Origin of the sequence: [Muricauda] lutisoli (nom. illeg.), from assembly GCF_017313105.1 — a bacterium.
Classification (GTDB): domain Bacteria; phylum Bacteroidota; class Bacteroidia; order Flavobacteriales; family Flavobacteriaceae; genus Flagellimonas; species Flagellimonas lutisoli.
The window spans coordinates 1,491,734-1,509,795 of sequence record NZ_JAFLND010000001.1 but is presented as its reverse complement, the minus strand read 5'-3'; the positions used below and the strand labels follow the sequence as shown (position 1 = coordinate 1,509,795).

15 protein-coding genes are annotated in these 18,062 nt (G+C 42.2%); 7 read left to right on the top strand and 8 right to left on the bottom strand.

The features are described from left to right. Positions 1-17: 17 nt before the first annotated feature. The 3 genes from J0X13_RS07015 to J0X13_RS07005 form a co-directional block, all read right to left on the bottom strand. Positions 18-746 carry a GNAT family N-acetyltransferase gene (locus J0X13_RS07015; RefSeq protein WP_207070700.1) on the bottom strand — a complete coding sequence of 243 codons (729 nt, stop codon included), beginning with the start codon at positions 744-746 and terminating at the stop codon, positions 18-20. Between the two features lie 10 nt (positions 747-756). After that, positions 757-1,380, bottom strand: coding sequence for an NADPH-dependent FMN reductase (locus J0X13_RS07010; RefSeq protein ID WP_207070699.1), 624 nt, complete (start codon positions 1,378-1,380; stop codon positions 757-759). 77 nt (positions 1,381-1,457) lie between these two features. Beyond that, the gene (locus tag J0X13_RS07005) at positions 1,458-2,036 is read right to left on the bottom strand and encodes a Crp/Fnr family transcriptional regulator (RefSeq protein WP_207070698.1); all 579 of its coding nucleotides are present in this window, start codon (positions 2,034-2,036) and stop codon (positions 1,458-1,460) included. A 179-nt stretch (positions 2,037-2,215) separates the two neighbouring features. Between J0X13_RS07005 and J0X13_RS07000 the strand changes: the two genes are divergently transcribed. Further along, positions 2,216-2,893, top strand: coding sequence for a DUF4386 domain-containing protein (locus J0X13_RS07000; RefSeq protein WP_207070697.1), 678 nt, complete (start codon positions 2,216-2,218; stop codon positions 2,891-2,893). A gap of 15 nt (positions 2,894-2,908) precedes the next feature. Here J0X13_RS07000 and J0X13_RS06995 read toward each other — a convergent pair whose 3' ends face one another. After that, entirely contained in the window at positions 2,909-3,484 is a 576-nt protein-coding gene (locus tag J0X13_RS06995) for a Crp/Fnr family transcriptional regulator (protein ID WP_207070696.1), read from the bottom strand. A 189-nt stretch (positions 3,485-3,673) separates the two neighbouring features. On the opposite strand from J0X13_RS06995, the gene J0X13_RS06990 reads away from it, so the two are divergent. After that, the gene (locus J0X13_RS06990) at positions 3,674-5,128 is read left to right on the top strand and encodes an alpha-L-fucosidase (protein WP_207070695.1); all 1,455 of its coding nucleotides are present in this window, start codon (positions 3,674-3,676) and stop codon (positions 5,126-5,128) included. A 134-nt stretch (positions 5,129-5,262) separates the two neighbouring features. Here the strand turns inward: J0X13_RS06990 and J0X13_RS06985 are convergent, their stop codons facing one another. Both J0X13_RS06985 and J0X13_RS06980 read right to left on the bottom strand, forming a co-directional pair. Further along, positions 5,263-6,663: a Gfo/Idh/MocA family protein gene (locus J0X13_RS06985; RefSeq protein WP_207070694.1), complete on the bottom strand. Its 1,401-nt coding sequence runs from the start codon at positions 6,661-6,663 to the stop codon at positions 5,263-5,265. Positions 6,664-6,683: 20 nt separating this feature from the next. Continuing rightward, positions 6,684-8,042: a TolB family protein gene (locus J0X13_RS06980; RefSeq protein WP_207070693.1), complete on the bottom strand. Its 1,359-nt coding sequence runs from the start codon at positions 8,040-8,042 to the stop codon at positions 6,684-6,686. Positions 8,043-8,189: 147 nt separating this feature from the next. Here J0X13_RS06980 and J0X13_RS06975 point away from each other — a divergent pair, with 147 nt between their 5' ends. Next, positions 8,190-8,915 (top strand): NUDIX hydrolase, encoded by a 726-nt coding sequence (locus J0X13_RS06975; RefSeq protein WP_207070692.1) that lies wholly within the window; start codon positions 8,190-8,192, stop codon positions 8,913-8,915. Between the two features lie 16 nt (positions 8,916-8,931). Here the strand turns inward: J0X13_RS06975 and J0X13_RS06970 are convergent, their stop codons facing one another. Together J0X13_RS06970 and J0X13_RS06965 are read right to left on the bottom strand one after the other, a co-directional pair. Next, positions 8,932-11,124, bottom strand: coding sequence for a PAS domain-containing sensor histidine kinase (locus tag J0X13_RS06970; protein ID WP_207070691.1), 2,193 nt, complete (start codon positions 11,122-11,124; stop codon positions 8,932-8,934). 141 nt (positions 11,125-11,265) lie between these two features. After that, on the bottom strand, positions 11,266-11,967 hold the full coding sequence (locus tag J0X13_RS06965) for an arylesterase (protein WP_207070690.1): 702 nt from the start codon (positions 11,965-11,967) through the stop codon (positions 11,266-11,268). A 42-nt stretch (positions 11,968-12,009) separates the two neighbouring features. Between J0X13_RS06965 and J0X13_RS06960 the strand changes: the two genes are divergently transcribed. From J0X13_RS06960 to J0X13_RS06945, 4 genes are all read left to right on the top strand, one after another. Continuing rightward, positions 12,010-12,687 carry an ABC transporter ATP-binding protein gene (locus J0X13_RS06960; protein ID WP_207070689.1) on the top strand — a complete coding sequence of 226 codons (678 nt, stop codon included), beginning with the start codon at positions 12,010-12,012 and terminating at the stop codon, positions 12,685-12,687. 1 nt (position 12,688) lies between these two features. Further along, a complete protein-coding gene (locus J0X13_RS06955) occupies positions 12,689-15,226 on the top strand; it encodes an ABC transporter permease (protein ID WP_207070688.1) in 2,538 nt (845 codons plus the stop codon). Between the two features lie 182 nt (positions 15,227-15,408). Beyond that, positions 15,409-16,830, top strand: coding sequence for an efflux transporter outer membrane subunit (locus J0X13_RS06950; RefSeq protein WP_207070687.1), 1,422 nt, complete (start codon positions 15,409-15,411; stop codon positions 16,828-16,830). Between the two features lie 22 nt (positions 16,831-16,852). Next, positions 16,853-18,061 carry an efflux RND transporter periplasmic adaptor subunit gene (locus J0X13_RS06945; RefSeq protein WP_207070686.1) on the top strand — a complete coding sequence of 403 codons (1,209 nt, stop codon included), beginning with the start codon at positions 16,853-16,855 and terminating at the stop codon, positions 18,059-18,061. Position 18,062 lies beyond the last annotated feature (1 nt).

The window sequence follows — 18,062 nt, the reverse complement described above, 5'->3', positions numbered from 1 at the left end:
AATGGGGGTGTGTGGTGTTATTCTAAAGGTAAGGAATAACTCTCCAAAAACCCATGGGAGGTGAATCCCATTTTAGTGTATATTCTTTCCCCGGCTTCAGATGCAACAAGAAAGACCTTCCTGCTCTGGGCTTTTATGGATTGATTGATCAAGAATTGGGTCATTTTTTTTCCAAGCCCCAATCCTCTATAGGCTCCTTTAGTGCCGATCATGTGTATACCGGCAACGCCATTTTCATCAATATAGACCATACCGCATGTGGGGATACCCTTATCGTGTTTTCCCAAAATGATTTTGAATGAAGGCTTGTCAATTAATGGGATGATGGTGGATGCTTTAACAGGGTAGCCAAAAGATTCGGAGGCGACATCTGCAAATGTTTTAGCTTCGTCATTAGTGCTTACAGTTATAAACTCGGTTTCATTTATATCCTCAAAGAGGACTCCGAAAGTATCCAAAGCCATCGCCTTGATTTTGGAAGAGCGTCTAAATTGATGGGATTCCAGAATGGTTTTTATGGTATCGTCCTCATAGGTTGCAATCGAATTCGGTATCGCTCCAAAACCGATTTTTCTACGTAGGTCATCAATGTCCAGTTTTTCATGATCAATATCAAAAACCTTACTTGGCCATGAGTTGTTTAAAGGGTTTGTAAACAAAAGACCATTTTCCTTGGTTAGGAATCCACCTTGCTTTCCTATTTGGGTCCAAAACTCGAATAAGTGATTAATAATTGCTTTGTTCATGGTTTCAATTTTATAAGTAACCTTTGTTTTTATATTGGTCCACAATTTTGCTCAGGAAAAGTTCAATTTCCCTTTGGGTCCTATAACTCTCCTTTGGTTGTTTTTGATAATTCAAAAGGGATTCGATTAACTGTTTCAACGACTGTTCATCTTTTGATTTACAGAGCGTATTGGTGTGGCAGTCAAAATTTCGATAAAAGTCGCCCAAAGAAAATTGGCCCACCAGTTCACCGCCCCATCGCTGGACCAATTTTCCCAAAATTTCTAAATGCGATTTACCTCCGGTGGCCCCTGGTGAAGTGCTCAACAATAAAATCGGCTTGTCTTGCAAAAAGCGTTGGTCTACTCTTGAAAGCCAGTCGATATGGTTTTTTAAAAAAGCGGATGGAAGTCCATTATGCTCAGGAGAAGCTAAAATAAATCCATCTGCTGAGGCAAAAGTTTGAAAAAGTTCTTTGGTCCAAATCGGAATTCCTTTTTTCTCAATTTCAGTACTGTAGATTGGAATGTCGTACTCCTTAAGATCAAGAAATTCTATTCCATCGTTCGGGAATTCCCTTATAATATATTTTAGGAGTTTTCGGTTTATGGAATGGTGACTGGTACTTCCGGTAAATGCAATAATTTTTTTCATAATGCGCTGATTTGTATGTCAACGCAAACCTATTACAGGGAAAAACCGTTAATCTTAAGGTGTATTAAGAAAGGGTATTACTTGATCTTTTTTCGAAGGGCGCTCAAAAACTCTGGGGTGATGCCCAAATAGGAAGCAACCATGTATTGTGGAACACGCTGCTCAATGCTCCTATACTTTGACCTAAATTCCAAATAGCGCTCTTCGGCCGATTTGCTCATAGAGTTAATGGTACGGTCCTGTAAGGCAACATAGGCCTTTTCAAACTTTAATCTATAGAATCGTTCAATGGCGGGAACTTTTTCATAAAGTTTGTTCAGTGTGTCTCGGTGTATTTGCAACACAATGGTTGGTTCTATAGCCTGCACAAATTGTTTAGCGGGAGTTTCCGTTAAATAACTGTAGAGGTCGTTTACCCACCAGCCTTCAATACCAAATTGTACAATATGCTCCTTGGCCTCTTCATCCATATGGTAAGCTCGTAAACTGCCCTCAGCAATAAACCGCATGTGGTTGGACACTTCCCCGGCAAAAAGCAAGACCTCTTTCTTTTTAAGGTGCCTTTCCGTATAACTATCAAGCACTATGGATTCCTCTTCGGTATTTAAAACAATAGTTTCCCTTAAATGTGATAACAGTATTTCCTTTATATCCAAAACCCAGAAATTGATTCAGAAAATTAATAAAAGTTAATGGACGAAAGACTTTGTGGCCAATTAATGTTCATGTCAACAAGTAACTTTTTATTTTTAAAGTGCTTCTTAACCAAAGTCAATATATTGAAAATCAATTCGATCTACCTTTACATACATTTTTTAAATCAAAAAGGAATATCATGGATCTTAGAAAAGCATTAGTGATATCGGGTTTAAGTTACCTTATGATTTTCATAACGGGGTTTTACGCCAATTTTTCCATTTTAGAAACTATGGTTGTACCCGATAATGTTGATGTGACCGTTGCCAACTTCATAGGACAACGCACGAGATTGGGAAGTGGCATTTTAGCTTTTTTGGATATGCTTATTTTTGATGTAGTCCTTGTGTTTTCCTTGTATCCTTTAACTAAGCAGACAAACCGAAAACTAACGATAGTGGCCTCCGTGTTTCGAATGTTACATGCCATTGGTTTCGGCATTGCTCTGATAAGTTTGATAAGGATTTACCTAATAACGGTTAATCCTATTGGTATGGGGGTAAACCTGGAGGACTGCATTATGCATTCACTGGAAAGATTTGATGGGGTATGGACGCTTGGATTGTTATTTTTTGGAGTTCACCTTGCGTTTTTGGGGTATTTGTCCGTCAAGTCCACTATAATTCCAAAAAGTATTGGCTATTTATTGCTTTTGGCAGCTTTGGGGTATTTGGTGAGTTGTTCAGCAAAACTGGTATTGCCCGGTTACACTGACTATGACCAATTTTTTGAATTAATGGTGGTACTGTTCGGGGTAGTAGGGGAATTTTCCTTTACTATATGGTTGTTAATAAAGGGATTAAAAAAAGCTCAATAAAGAACCTGTTGCTTTTCACTTTCTTGCAATACGCTTTCTAATCCTGCTCAAAGATTCCGGTTTCACGCCCAAATAACTGGCCAAGTGATACTGTGGTACCCGTTGCAGTAGTTCTGGCCTGTTTTCCATAAGTGAAACATACCTTTGTTCTGGGGAGGAAATCATAAACTGGGCGAGTTTGTCTTGGTGTGTTCCAAGTTCTTCTTCTACAGAAACCCGGCAGAGGGTTTCAAAACCCGAGACCCTTTTAAAAAGTTCCTGTTCTTTCTCTCGAGACAAAATAGCCAACTTACAATCTTCTATACATTCCAAATAATGATTTGAAGGTATTTTAAGGTGATAACTTCGCAAGGATGAAATAGCATCTTGTTCCGCGTAAAAGTCTGTCGTTTTTTCTTCACCATCCACCAGGTAGTACTTCCTTACCAACCCAGAAATATTGAAGTAAGATTCATTGGAGACCTGTCCTTCTCGGAGCAACATCTGGCCCCTTGAATAGGTTTTGATCGGAATACATTCTGTAATGGCATTGGCCTCCTCCTCATTTAGGTCCAAAGCTTTTTCCAATAATTGTACAATTTCACTTTTCAACTTAGGGATCTTTGATTGTTACAAAAGTAACCTTTTCCCTAACTTCTAATTTTTGATTATAAATTTGATAGGAGGCAGCAAAGGTTTTTGGGAGATCCAGTCCATAAAACCACGAGGTGGAATAAAGCGATTTGAGTATCTTGATGCCATCTTTGAGCAAATAGCTCCAAATTGGATAAACCACTTATCATGAGGAACCTTATTTACGCTTTTATCATAATTGTTTCTTTGGCCTATGTATCATGTCAAAAAGAGAACATGGTCCAACCTCCCGCACCGCTCGGACCCATTCCTTCTGAAGAACAATTGGCCTGGCACCAAATGGAAATGAATGCATTTATCCATTTCACCATAAACACTTTTACCGATAAGGAATGGGGGTATGGCGATGAATCTCCGGAACTCTTCAACCCAACATCATACAATGCGGATCAATGGATGAAAGTGTTAAAAAATACGGGTTTCAAGGGAGTTATCTTAACAGCAAAGCATCACGATGGGTTCGCTTTATGGCCATCGGCCTATACCGAGCATTCCATTAAGAATAGTCCGTTTGAATCGGGTAATGGGGATATTGTAAAATCAGTATCGGAATCAGCCGCGGCACATGGACTCAAATTTGGGGTTTACCTATCTCCTTGGGACAGGAACCACTCCGATTATGGGCAAGATTCTTATGTTGAGTATTACCGAAATCAGCTCAAAGAACTCTTTACCGGTTACGGACCTGTCTTTGAAATGTGGTTTGATGGAGCCAATGGTGGTGATGGTTATTACGGAGGTGCTCGAGAAACAAGGACAATCGATAGAGAGAATTACTATGATTGGCCCACAACATTGAAAATGGTCGATTCCATACAACCACAAGTATTATTTTTTAGCGATGCAGGTCCAAGTTTACGATGGGTGGGCAATGAGCGAGGTATTGCTGGAAAAACCAATTGGAATACCATTACCCCCGATACGCTATATGCAGGTAAATCCGGCATTGAAGAATTATTGCAACATGGTACCAAAGGGGGGAGTGAATGGATTCCCGCCGAAGTTGATGTATCCATAAGACCGGGATGGTTTTACCACAAAGCTGAGGATAGCTTGGTAAGAACCCCCGAAAATTTGTTTGAGCGCTACCTTACCTCTGTGGGAAGGGGCTCTACCTTACTTTTAAATATTCCCCCGGATACAAGGGGATTGTTCCATGAAAATGATGTGGAGGCATTACAAGGTTTTAGAAAGATTTTGGACAGTGTTTTTCAAAATAATTTAGCCAGATCCACAAAAGTTGTGGCCAGCACATTTAGGGGTAACGACAAAAGGTTCTCCCCATTGAACTTGACCGACGGAGACGATAACACTTATTGGGCCACAGACGATGAAATAACCGAAGCATCATTTCAAATTGAGATGGATACGGCCCAAAAACTAAACTATTTAGTTGTTCAGGAGCATATAGCCCTTGGGCAGCGAGTGGTCGCGTTTAAAGTATATGCTTGGGTTGATAATGATTGGAAAGAAGTAGGCAATGAAACAACGATTGGCTACAAAAGAATTTTACCCCTGAATGGAACCAACACTTCTAAAATAAAAGTGGAAATAACCGAAGCTCTTGGAAGTCCCGTGATTTCCAATGTAGAGATTTATTGAGATGTGTGGGAAAAAGTTGAATCTTTTGGGGAGACAATAGGCTGATCCCATTTGTGGTAAAACAATCCGAGATACCTCATTGGGAAAACCCTAATGCCTCCTTATGCTTTCCAAAAGAAACAATGAGAAATTTGTTATACGAGTTTCATCTTCTTGGGATCCCAGTGCATGATTTTTTTATCAAAATAACTGGTGTTACAGGCTAATGCCGGAGCAGCTGCCCTAAAACCAAACTCGGCGTCCTCCACTACCTCTTTTCCAGACCGGATAGCATCAAAAAAATTGGTAAAGTGATCCAAGTGATCGCTATATCCTTCAGGGGCTTTATAGATCACATCACCTTTCGGATGTCTTTTTTGTTGTGCTTCGGTCCATTTGGCATTGTAATTTGCCGTCATTCGATCTTGCATTTCCTCTGGAAAGGTAAAGAGGGAATCATACCCTCCAAAACCTGGCGCTTCGGGCATTTTGCTATAACTTACTATAATGTCGTTGCGGTCTATGGTGATTGTTCCCTCGGAACCTATCAATTGTATGATTTCCTGACCTCCGGTTCCGCTAATAAAGTTGACGCGCAGATTTAATTGAAATGCGGGGTGCTCCTCACTTTTCGGATATTGCATTACCCCGGACATTACATCGGGCATGTTTCGGCCATCGTTCCAGTAACTAAATTGTCCTGTACTGTAAATATTTTCCGGCCCTTTTGAATTGGTGATGAAATGGGTTCCACTCAACAAATGGATGTAGAGGTCACCTGCAACCCCAGTACCGAACTCTTTAAAAGCTCTCCACCAAAAGAATTTTTTGGCATCAAATTCCATTTTATCCGTTACCTCAATAAATGTGTCCCAATCGGTGGTCTCTGGGCTCGCATCATCTGGAATAGTATATTCCCAAGCCCCTATGGAACTTTGCCTGTCCCAGGCCGCTTGTACCATATTTAGATCGCCTATTTCCCCAGCGGCCAATAGCTCTTTGGCCTTGGCGTAACCAACGCTGCTCACCCTTTGACTTCCCACCTGAAATACTTTCCCCGATTTTTCCGCAGCTTTCATCATGGGATACCCCTCATCTATTTTGTGCATCATTGGTTTTTCCAAATAAACGTGCTTGCCTTTAGCAAGAGCATCCAAGGTTATGCGGGAGTGCCAAACATCTGTGGTGCAAATCAATACCGCATCAATATCATCTTTGTCCAAGAGCTCTTTGTAGCTCCTGGTAACAAATAGATCTTTTCCATACTCTTCTTGGGCCCTTGTTAACCTGCCTTGGTACAGATCACATATGCCAGCAAGTTCAACGCCTGGAACACGAAGTGCAGTGTTCAAATCAAAATGCCCTTGAACTCCGTACCCTATGACCCCTATTCTTACCTTATCGTTGTTGGAAAATTCCCGGTCGTATCGCAATATTCGCTCCTCTGCTTTTTCTTGGGCTGCAAAAGAGGCGAAGGGAGTGGCCGCAGAGGCCAATGTAGTGGCTCCTATCTGCCGTAAAAACTTTCTTCTTTTGTTTGAATTGTTACTTTTCATGTACTTGATTTTTTGATGGTTTAGTTGACGGAATAACTCACAAAGGCCAATTTTTTACTGTCGGGACTCCAAGATGGTACATTGATCGTACCTTGTCCTCCAAAGAAAACAGGGGTTATGTCCTTAATTTCCTTGGTCTTTAGATTCATTAGCCTCAATTTAACCTGTTTACCGAACAAATGATTTTGTTTTTGGTCCGATGTATAGGCAATATACACAATCCATTTACCATCTGGGGAAGGGTGTGGAAACCAATTGGAGTTTTCGTCAAAAGTCAATTGTTCCTGTTTTTTTCCGTTGGTGCGCATGCGCCAGATTTGCATATGCCCGGATTTATACGAGTTATAATAAATATATTTTCCGTCAGGCGAATATTCAGGGCCATCGTCCAGACCTTCTGCCGTGGTCAACCTTTTTTCCTTTCCTCCATCCACACTTATGGTATATACATCATAATTTCCGTTGCGCTCCGCGCAATAAGCCAAACGTTTTCCGTCGGGTGACCAACCATGCCAAAAGGACATCACTTCCGATGTCACCCTTCTAGGTTTCCCACCTTCTATGGGTAAGACATAAATGGCCGATTTGTAGGCTTTGGGCGACGGGTCTGTCACATCGTTATGGCTTATGGCCAACCATTTATTGTCGGGGGAAATACCATGGTCGTTATTGCTCTGGTCCGCAAAATCGGTATTTAGTAGCTCTAAATCCTTGGTTTTTAAATCCAAAGTGTACAATTTCCCCATACTGTTCACGATCAGGTAATTGTCAGGGTGCCAGTTGGGAGCTTCAAAATGCTCATCAATACTGAGCACGGTCTCAATTCTACCCGATGCTATATCCACAGTTTGAATATAGCTAGTGGTATCAATTTTATTTTCCGGGGGATGATTATAGAAATGGAGGGATTGTCCTACCAATTTCCAATTACCATCAATTTTATCCAGTAAACGAATTTCGTGCGAAAGGGTTTCTTTACCATTAGTGTCAACCGAAACTTCGTCATGGGCGACCCAAGCGGTATTATCACCAATTTTCATTTTATGGTTGGAATGGAAAGCGAATCCTCCGTTTCCCAGCATGCTCGACGGTGGATCAATAATCGTTTCGGTAGGAATGTCTAGGGTGCGTCCGTCCGCGGTGGAAACTAAAATACGGCTATAGGGTTGCGCCTGCCAACAGTCTGCATGGGCTTGTTTGTCACCCATACGCCATGTGAGCCCTTCTTTTTCCAATAGTTGGATGATTGCTAGAGAATCTTGCTGTTGAGAAAACAAAGAAGAACTTAAAAGTGCCCCAATAATAAACAGGGTATATTTTTGTGACAACTGCTTTATATGGTGAAAAAAGCAATGCTGAAGTTGACAAAATATCTTCATGATAGTTTAGTTTTGGTGTGCCGGATAAATATACATTTTATTTTCTAAATTAAAGATAATAGAAATGAATTCTTAACTTTACCAATATAATATGCCTGGAAACTAATGTTTACTTTGTATCATGTTGTCTGCATTAACTGAAGGATTATGGGTAAGTTTAACATAGAAGATTACATAGCACAGCTTTCAATTGACTGTGTGATTTTTGGTTATAAGAACAAAGAATTGAAGGTTTTGATTTCCAAATTAAGTTATGGAGAGAATTTATGGAGCCTTCCAGGAGGATATATTTTACAGACCGAGAGTATCGACGAGGCAGCCTCTCGAATTTTAAGAGAGCGAACAGGATTGGACAATATTTATTTGGAACAGTTTAGGGCTTTTGGTGGTCCGGACAGGATTATTGGAAGCGAGTTTAGGGATTTGGTGAGAGCGGGGCTGCGCAATTTTGATTCCAACAGATTTGATGATGAGGCCATAGATTGGGTAACCAGCCGTTTTGTTTGCATTGGTTACTATGCTTTGGTTGATTTGAATAAGGTGGAGCCGAGGATAGGGGAGTTCGAGGAATTTTTGAAATGGGTAAGTATTGATGAGCTCCCGAACATGACCCACGATCACAATAAAATCGTTGCTGCGGCACACAAGGCACTGCGTCAAAATCTTGATGAAAAACTAATTGGGTTCAACCTGCTCCCCGAAGAATTTACCATGCGCGAGGTAAAGGAGCTTTATGAAGCTGTTTACGACAGGGAGTTCCCCATGAACAACTTTCAAAAGAAAATACTTGGCCTTAATGTTTTGGAAAGGCTGGGTAAGAAATTTACCGGAGCTCAGAATAGGGCTCCTTATCTCTACCGTTTCAAAAAATAAGCTTTACAGCGAGACGCTACCCTTTTAATAACACTACTTTAAATGTTGTTCCTTTCATGGGCAAACTATCCACGGATATTTGTCCTCCCATGGATTCAATTTGGTTTTTGGTTATAAATAGGCCAATGCCACGGGCATCTTTATTCCTATGGAAGGTTTTGTACATTCCAAAGAGTTTTTTGCCATATTTATCAAGGTCAATGCCCAGTCCGTTGTCGGCTACCTCCAAGACAACATTTTGGCCTTCTTCCCATGCTTTTATATGTATGGTCGATTTTCTTTTCTCGGGGTCCCTATACTTGATCGCGTTGGATACCAAATTCAGTACAACACTTTCCAGATATGCCAAAACCCCTTTTACCTCTAGTTGTTTGGGAACATCAACACTTATTTGCAGATCATTTTTATCGATTAAGGCCTGAATATCCATTAGAACTTTTTGCACAATGTAGGGAAGCTGTATTGATTTTAGTTTTTTATCTGTTTCCAGCTTTACCTGTACCACCTCATTTAAATGGGCAATGGTTTCATTTAGTCCATCGGATGCTCTGTTCAACATACCCAAACTATCGTTTTTTTCGGCCTCCCCAAGTGTTTCATCGTTTAAAAAGCTACTGATCATAGTGAGGTTGGCAGCGTGGGACCTTAGGTTATGTGATACAATGTGTGCAAAGTTCAACAAACTATTGTTTTGGCTGGTGGATAGCTCCAAGAGCCCCTTTAATTTTTTTTCCGCTTTTATTCTTGCGGAAATATCCACAATTTGAGAAATGAAATGTGAAATGTTGCCGTCTATATTTCTCGCAGCAGTAACGGTTAATATGATATAAACGATCTCCCCGTTTTTATTAAAATATCTTTTTTCAATCTGATAAGTGCTTCTTTTGCCCTCTATGAGTTCTCGTAAATGGGAGAGATCAATTTCAAGATCTTCCGGGTGGGTGATTTCTTGAAAAGTCATATTTAAAAGCTCTTCCTTGGAATACCCCAAACTTTCACAGAGACTTGGGTTTACATTAATAAAGCTTCCATCTTTGCCCACCAGTGCCATTCCAATTGATGAATTTTCCAGAGTGCCTTGAAGTGATTCTTCACTTTTGAGCAATTCTAATTCCGTTGTTTTTAAATCGGTGATATCTTCATTGATTCCGATCATTTTAAGGGCATTTTCATCTCCATCCCAAAGAATGGTAGCTCCAGCCTTGATCCAGCGTATGTCACCATTGGGCCAAATTACCCTAAAAATGGTGTCGAAATTCTTGATTCCCGAAATGGCATTATTCACCTCGATAGAGGTTCGTTCAATGTCGTCGGGGTGTACACAGGCCTGCCACGCTTCCAACACGCCATCAAAGTCAGCCTCTTGAATACCATACAACAAGTACATGTTTTCATCCCAATACACCTGATTGTCGGGAATATTGTATTCCCAGATACCAATACCTACTGTTTTGGTGGCCAAGGACAACCTTTCACTTACCACTTTAAATCCAAGCTCTATTCTTTTTCTTCTGTCAATATCCTGAAATGTCCCTACGATTCTAACACATTTTCCGTTGACCATTTCGGGCTCTCCAATGGCACGCACCCATAGTTCTTTGCCATTTTTAGTGATGATTTCCAATTCTGTTTCCCAAGGCTTTCCAAAATCTATCGCGTTTTGTACCAAATGGGTAATGGTGTCCCTGCTTTGACCTTCTTTGTAAAAGGAAATAGCCCTTTCTATATCGGGAACATAATCTTCTGGAACTTCATGGATTTCTTTGGTGATTTTTGACCAGTAAAGGCTGTTCTTGACCAAATCCATCTCCCAGCCACCGATTCTGGCGACTTCTTGTGACCTGATCATAAGTTCCTCCTCCCTTCGTTTATCGGTGATATCCTCTAAAATAATCAGAACACTCGGTGAGGCAACATCATTTTCATGTATACTGCTTATTTTCCAATCGTACCAAACCGAATCACCATTGGCCAAGATCAATCTTTTGGAATCCGACCGATGTTCAATACCTTCCAAACAATACTTGATGTCCAGTTTTAGTTCTTCGGGCAGTTCGGGCATCTCATTTAAAAAGTCTTTACCCTCTATTTCTGGATTTAGGTCGAACTGACTTAACCATTGTTTGGAAAAATCAACGAAGCACTGTTGTGCATCTAGAATTGCAAATGGGATGGAGGTATTGTGAAAGATGGATTGGCTTAACGTCATCTTGGGGAATGTTTTGAAAATCAAATAAAAATATCAAAACAGGGGAATTCCCACAATATTGTTTTTAAAATAAGCTTTCTTTTATGGAAAAATCGATTTTACTCCATGTTCAATGGTCTTGAAGTATTCAATTCGGTTCCTTTAAAGCATGGGTTTTAATACTTCCCAAACATTATTGGCAACCAATTTCTGTCCTTCAACCGTCGGGTGGATGCCATCACCTTGGTTGAGTTCAGGGATTCCTGCAACATTTTCTAGCAGGAAAGGAATCAATTCAATGTCTTCTGAAGCGGCCAATTCTGGAAAAATGCTTTCAAATTTCGTAGTGTATTCCGGCCCCATGTTCGGCGGGATCTTCATGCCGGCCAGGATAATTTTGGCCTCGGGCAATTTGCTTTGTACCGTATCCACCATGCTTTGCAGGTTCTGTTCTGTTTCGCTCAAGGGAACACCTCGGAGCCCGTCATTGGCACCCAGTTCAATGATAATGATGTCAACATCGTCCTCCAAAACCCATTCCAATCTGTTTTTTCCACTAGCGGTGGTTTCTCCGCTCAATCCGGCATTTATCACGGAATACCCCAAACCTAGTGAATCTATTTTTTGTTGGATCAAAGCAGGGAATGCTTCGCTCACTTCAAGTCCATATCCTGCTGTTAGGCTATCCCCAAAAAACAGTATTTTTTTAGATGGGTCGGTTGTCTCCGTTACTTCGGTTTGTTCGGTGGTCGATACTTCGGTAGCTTCTTTTTTTGAGCTCTTTTCACCGCAACCAACTAGCAAAAGGGTCAAAAAATAACAAAACATTAACGGCAAACGGAAGCTTGGGATTTTCTTGGTCATAATCAATTTTAGTATTTTGAGAGTTTTAACCAAAAGCGTGATATGTCAAAGATATTAAAAGTTCAGCACCTCTCTAAAACCTATCGGAGCGGTGAACATGATCTTAATGTGCTCAATAATGTTTCTTTTGAAGTGAAAAGTGGAGAAAGTTTTGCAATTGTGGGCCCCTCGGGAAGTGGTAAAACCACCTTATTGGGACTCTGTGCAGGATTGGATACTACCGACGAAGGTGAAATATGGCTTTGCGACCAGAATCTGTTCGGCTTGGATGAAGATGGAAGAGCACGTTTGAGGAACGAGAATGTTGGGTTTGTATTTCAGGACTTTCAATTATTGCCCACTTTGACGGCTTTGGAAAATGTGATTGTTCCCTTGGAACTGCGAGGTGTAAAAAAAGCAACGGCCCACGGAAAGGAACTCTTGGCCAAGGTAGGTCTGGAAAATAGGGAAGGGCATTACCCGTCCCAACTATCGGGTGGTGAGCAACAACGTGTGGCTTTGGCCCGTGCCTTTGCCAATAAACCTTCCATTCTTTTTGCGGATGAGCCTACAGGAAACCTGGACGATGAAACGGGAACCAAAATAGAGGATTTGCTTTTTGAACTCAACAAAGAGCAGGGCACGGCACTCGTAATCGTGACCCACGATCTGGAATTGGCTCAAAAAACGGATAAGAGCATTCGCCTACGATCGGGCAAAATCGAGGAAACTGTTGGATAATATGGAAAGGAACAACGCTGGATTTTCTTGGTTGCTAAAAATGGCCTGGCGCGATGGTAAGGCAAGCTATGGTAAACTTTTACTATTTGTTTTTTCCATAACCTTGGGTGTGGCCGCAGTGGTGAGTGTACATTCCTTTAGCGGCTTGCTCAAGGATAATATTGCATCGCAGTCTAAAGCACTGTTGGGAGCCGATTATGTCATCGAAAGTGATAAACCCGTCAACGATAAGGTGATGGGTATTATGGACTCTTTGGGTGGCGCGGATGCGCGGGAAATCAATTTTATGTCCATGGCCGCTTTTCCTGGTAACGATGGAACCAAACTCATGGAGGTCAGGGGTGTGGAAGGTGGTTTTCCGTTCTATGGCGAATTGGGAACCGAGCCCGAATCGGCAACTAATGACTTTAGACATGGTGGAGCCCTTGTTGATGCCACCACCATGCTTCAACTCAACCTAAAGGTCGGAGATAGTATAAAATTGGGAGCCGTTACCTTGCCCATAGCGGGCGAATTGGAAGCAGTCCCAGGGAGCACCTCGGTTTTTGGAGCCATAGCACCTCCGATTTTGATTCCTTTCGAATTCATAGAATCGACAGGTCTGGTGCAAACAGGAAGTCGTATCGAGTACAAATATTACTTTAAGGCCGATGCAAACGAGGATATGGCACTATTGGATGAGCAGGTAGATCCCGTGCTCGATGCCGAAGAGGCCGATTTGGATACGCACCTGTCCGAAGCCCGCCGATTGGGTCGACGGTACGAAAACTTCGGAAAGTTCCTCAACCTTGTAGGGTTCATAGCCCTGCTCTTGGGCTGCGTAGGTATCGCGAGCGGTATGGGGATTTATGTCCAAATGAAGATAAAATCCATCGCCGTGCTTAAATGTTTGGGAGCTTCAAAACGGCAGAGTTACCTTATTTTCTTTATTCAAATAGCCTGCATGGGCATTGTGGGCGGTTTGCTGGGAACGGCCATTGGTTATGGGCTGCAGCAATTGTTCCCCATATTGTTGGGTGATTTGTTGCCCGTAGACGTCGATGTCACTTTGTCTTTACAGAGTATTGTACTGGGGTTGTCTTTGGGATTGGCCATGTCCATACTTTTTGCGCTTTATCCCTTAATGAAAACATTGTACGTTTCCCCCTTACAGGCTTTGCGCGTAGTACAGGAAAAACAGTCCCGTTCCAAATGGGCAACAACAGCCGTTGGTTTGGGCATTGTTCTGTTTGTATTTTGCTTTTCATTTTGGCTTTTGGGAGACATTATGCGCTCTCTGTTTTTTGTGATAGGATTATTGGTCGTCTTTTTGATTTTGACCGCTGTGGCCCGATTCTTTATGGCCATGTTGAAAAAGTTTTTCCCGTATTCATGGAGTTTCATTGCTCGCCAGAGCCTGAAGAATTTATTCCGTCCCCAAAATCAGACCCTGGTATTGGTGTTGGCCATTGGTATAGGAACGTTTCTGATCAGTACGCTTTACTTTACCAAGGATATGCTCTTGGAAAAAGCGGCCATTGAGGATAGTGCCAACAGTGCCAATATGATTTTGATGGATATCCAGAACCAACAGGTGGATGGGGTGTCCAATACCATCAAAGAAGCTGGATATCCAGTTATTGACAAAATTCCGATTGTTACCATGCGGGTAGAAACCTTAAACGGGGAACATGTGGAAGATATCAGAAAAGATACCACATCACAGGTGGGAAGATGGATATTGAATCATGAGTTCAGAGTAACCTATCGGGATAGCCTGATCAATTCCGAACGTCTTTTAGAAGGAGATTGGGTAAGTACGGTGGATACAGATTCCAATGTACCCATTTCTGTGAGCAGCGATTTTGCCAACATGGCCAAAGTCACCATAGGTGATCCTGTTTCCTTCAATGTACAGGGTAGGATCATGAATACGGTTGTGCAAAGTATCCGTGAGGTGGACTGGAGTAGATTGCAGCCCAATTTTTCCATTGTTTTTCCATCGGGGGTGCTCGAAAATGCTCCACAATTTGGGGTAATGACGACCAGAACATCCGACGATATGGGTTCGGCCAAGCTTCAACAGCAATTGGTACGTCAATTCCCGAATGTTTCCATCCTGGATTTAAAACGAATATTAAGTCTTTTGGAGGATATACTGGGCAAAATAGGATGGGTCATCAACTTTATGGCCTTCTTTAGCATATTCGTTGGGGTGGCGGTGCTCATGGGTGCCATTTACAGCAGCAAGCACCAACGCGTAAAGCAAGGTGCATTGCTGAGGACTTTAGGGGCCCAAGGCGCTCAAATATTAAAAATGATTGCCATAGAGTATGCAGTCCTTGGCTTTTTGGGAGCTTTTATGGGCGTATTGCTTGCCGTTTTAGGAAGTAGTCTATTAGCTTATATGTTGTTTGAAACAGCATTCACCCCTTCATGGATTCCATTCGTCATTATTCTTCCGGCGATCACTTTGTTGGTTTTTGCCCTCGGTGTAGGAAACAGTATCGGTATAGTGAGGAACTCACCGCTTACCGTCTTAAAGAAGGAAAAGGAATAAAATAGAGCCGCTATATCAGGTAGCGGACAGGATTGCTATTGTTCCAAATTGCATTGCTAGGGCCAAAATTGCCGTTTGGGGTATATGTATTGCCGTTGGAATGGTTTTTTTTTCAAAATACCTTGAAAATCATTTTATTAAGTAAGATGGGTCTTGTAAAACTGCAACCATCAAATCAAGGTATGAGAAAGAAAATCAAAATAAGAGGTAATCTTAAGGTTGACCCCAGGCGCAGCCTTTTGACACTGTTCTTTTTATGTTTAGTTGGGTTCCTACAATTCAACTGCTCACCCAAGTATTCCAATGTATCACCACCTATTAATGAATTACAAGAATTCACTATGGAAGGTGATTCCATGATTCCGGATAAATGGTGGGAAGCATTTCAGGATCAAAGCTTGAACAGATTGATCGACAGTGCGATGCAATCCAATATGGATTTAGCTGCCACTTGGCAACAATTCTTGGCATCAAGGGCGTCCGTAAGGTCACAGAGGTCGAATAAATGGCCATCCATTGAAGCTTCTGCCCAAACGGCAAGAACCCTTCCAGAACCAGACTTTGTGGGGGGTGAAAATACCCAATTGGGTTTTTTATCCAGTTACGAATTGGATTTGTGGGGGCGTATCGGAACTGCAGTCAATGCGGAAAAATTCAGGTCCGAGGCCAGTTATTTTGACTATGAAACCCTCGCCTTATCACTTTCCGCGGAGATAGCTACGACTTGGTACCAACTACAGGCCGCCAAAAAGCAACTACAGATTACCGAAAATCAGATTAAAACAAATGAAGCTATTATCAAGCTAATACGCTCCCGTTTTGTAGGAGGGCAAATAAGAGCGGTCGATATTTTGCGTCAGGCACAATTGCTGGAAAGTACCAAGGAACAAAAAATCATTTTTGAGACCAATGTGCAGTTGCTTGAGAACCAATTGGCCGTACTGTTGGGGAAACAACCACAACAAGGAATTATTCTGGAAGAAGCTACGATGCCCTCCGTTCCAAAATTACCCGATGCCGGATTGCCCTTGGAATTGGTCAGGCGAAGGCCGGACCTCAAACAATCTTTTGCCCTTTTGTTGGCTGCAGATAGGGATATGGCTTCGGCAGTTCAAAGTAAATATCCAAGGATTACATTAAGCGGACGTGGACAGCTCCGCTCCAATAACTTTGATAACCTTTTTGACAACTGGGCTTATTCCTTGGCAGGAAACCTCTTGGCACCACTTTTTTATGGGGGACGCCTTAATGCCGAGGTAGACAGGACAACGGCTATAAAACAACAGCGATTGTACCAATATGGTCAAGCCACTTTGGTCGCCTTTCGGGAGGTTGAGGATGCTTTGGTACAGGATGTCAAGCAAACAGAACGACTCGAGAATATCAGCAGGCAATTGGAACTTGCCGAAAAAAGCAATAAACAACTACGCGTCGAATTCCTGAACGGATTCAGTCCTTATTTGGACGTACTATTGGGGTTGGACCAAGAACAACAATTACGAAGAGATTATGTGGCCGCCCAATTACAGCACGTGCAGATTAGGATAGCCTTGTATCGTGCATTGGCAGGAGGATTTGATACAGGAAGAACAATAGAAGATTAAAAAAGTAAACTGGACGAACTCTATGAACAATAAAAAAATAATATACATCTGTTTGGCCATTTTGGTAGGTGGAATATTGGTGACTGCACTCATATTTTCAACCGAACCTGAAGCACAGAGCGAAGGTGCCACCATTGAGACCGCAATTTTGGTCGACGTGGTTGACGCGAAAAAAGGAACTTACGCCCCTACCATAGTGGCCACAGGGACCGTACAGCCCGTGGAAGATGTTATTCTCAGTCCATTGGTCTCTGGCCAGATCATTCGTCGGGATCCAGCATTTACCCCTGGTGGTTTTGTAACCAAAGGAGAGGTCCTGTTGCAAATAGATCCTTCAGATTACAGAAACACTTTGGAACTCCGAAAAAGTGAGCTGTTGCAATCCGAAACCGCCTTGGCCACGGAAATGGGACGCCAACAGATTGCCGAACAAGATCTGCAGCTTATCAACAACGATTCCCTTTTCGGGGATAACCCACTATCCGATAACGAAACACAATTGGTACTCCGTCAACCACAATTAAATGCGGTAAAGGCAACTATTGAAGCCGCAAGGGCTTCCATGAACCAAGCTCAGTTGAATTTGGAACGTACCACGATCAGAGCACCTTTTGATGCCCATATTTTAAGCCAGAATGTAACTGTGGGTAGCCAAGTGGCCCAAGGAGATAATCTGGGAAGGATAGTTGGTACCGATAGCTATTGGGTAACGGCAACAGTACCAGTTTCCCGTTTACAATGGTTAAAATTCCCAGAATCAAATGATGAAAAAGGGTCGATTGTTCATATAGAAAATTCTTCTGCTTGGCCGGCAGGTACCCAGCGTGAAGGATATTTGGATAGGCAAATCGGTGCCTTGGACAATCAAACGCGGCTAGCAAGAGTATTGGTCAGGGTGGAAGACCCTTTGGCAACCTCAGAAGAGCTAGAGAGTGCTCCTAAATTGATGATCGGGACCTTTGTGGAGGTAAACATCCAGGCTGACTCCATTCCCGATGTGGTACGTCTCGACCGCGATTTGGTCAGGACCGATCAAACGGCCTGGGTGATGAAGAATAATTTACTGGAAATACGCGAATTGGATATCGTGCTTACCGATAATCAATACGCTTATGTGCAATCAGGTCTGGAAGATGGAGACCAAGTGGTGACCACTAATTTGAGTACGGTTACGAACGGTATAGAACTTAGGACGCGTTCCGAAGGAGCTTCAGAAGAGGAAAATGACTAAA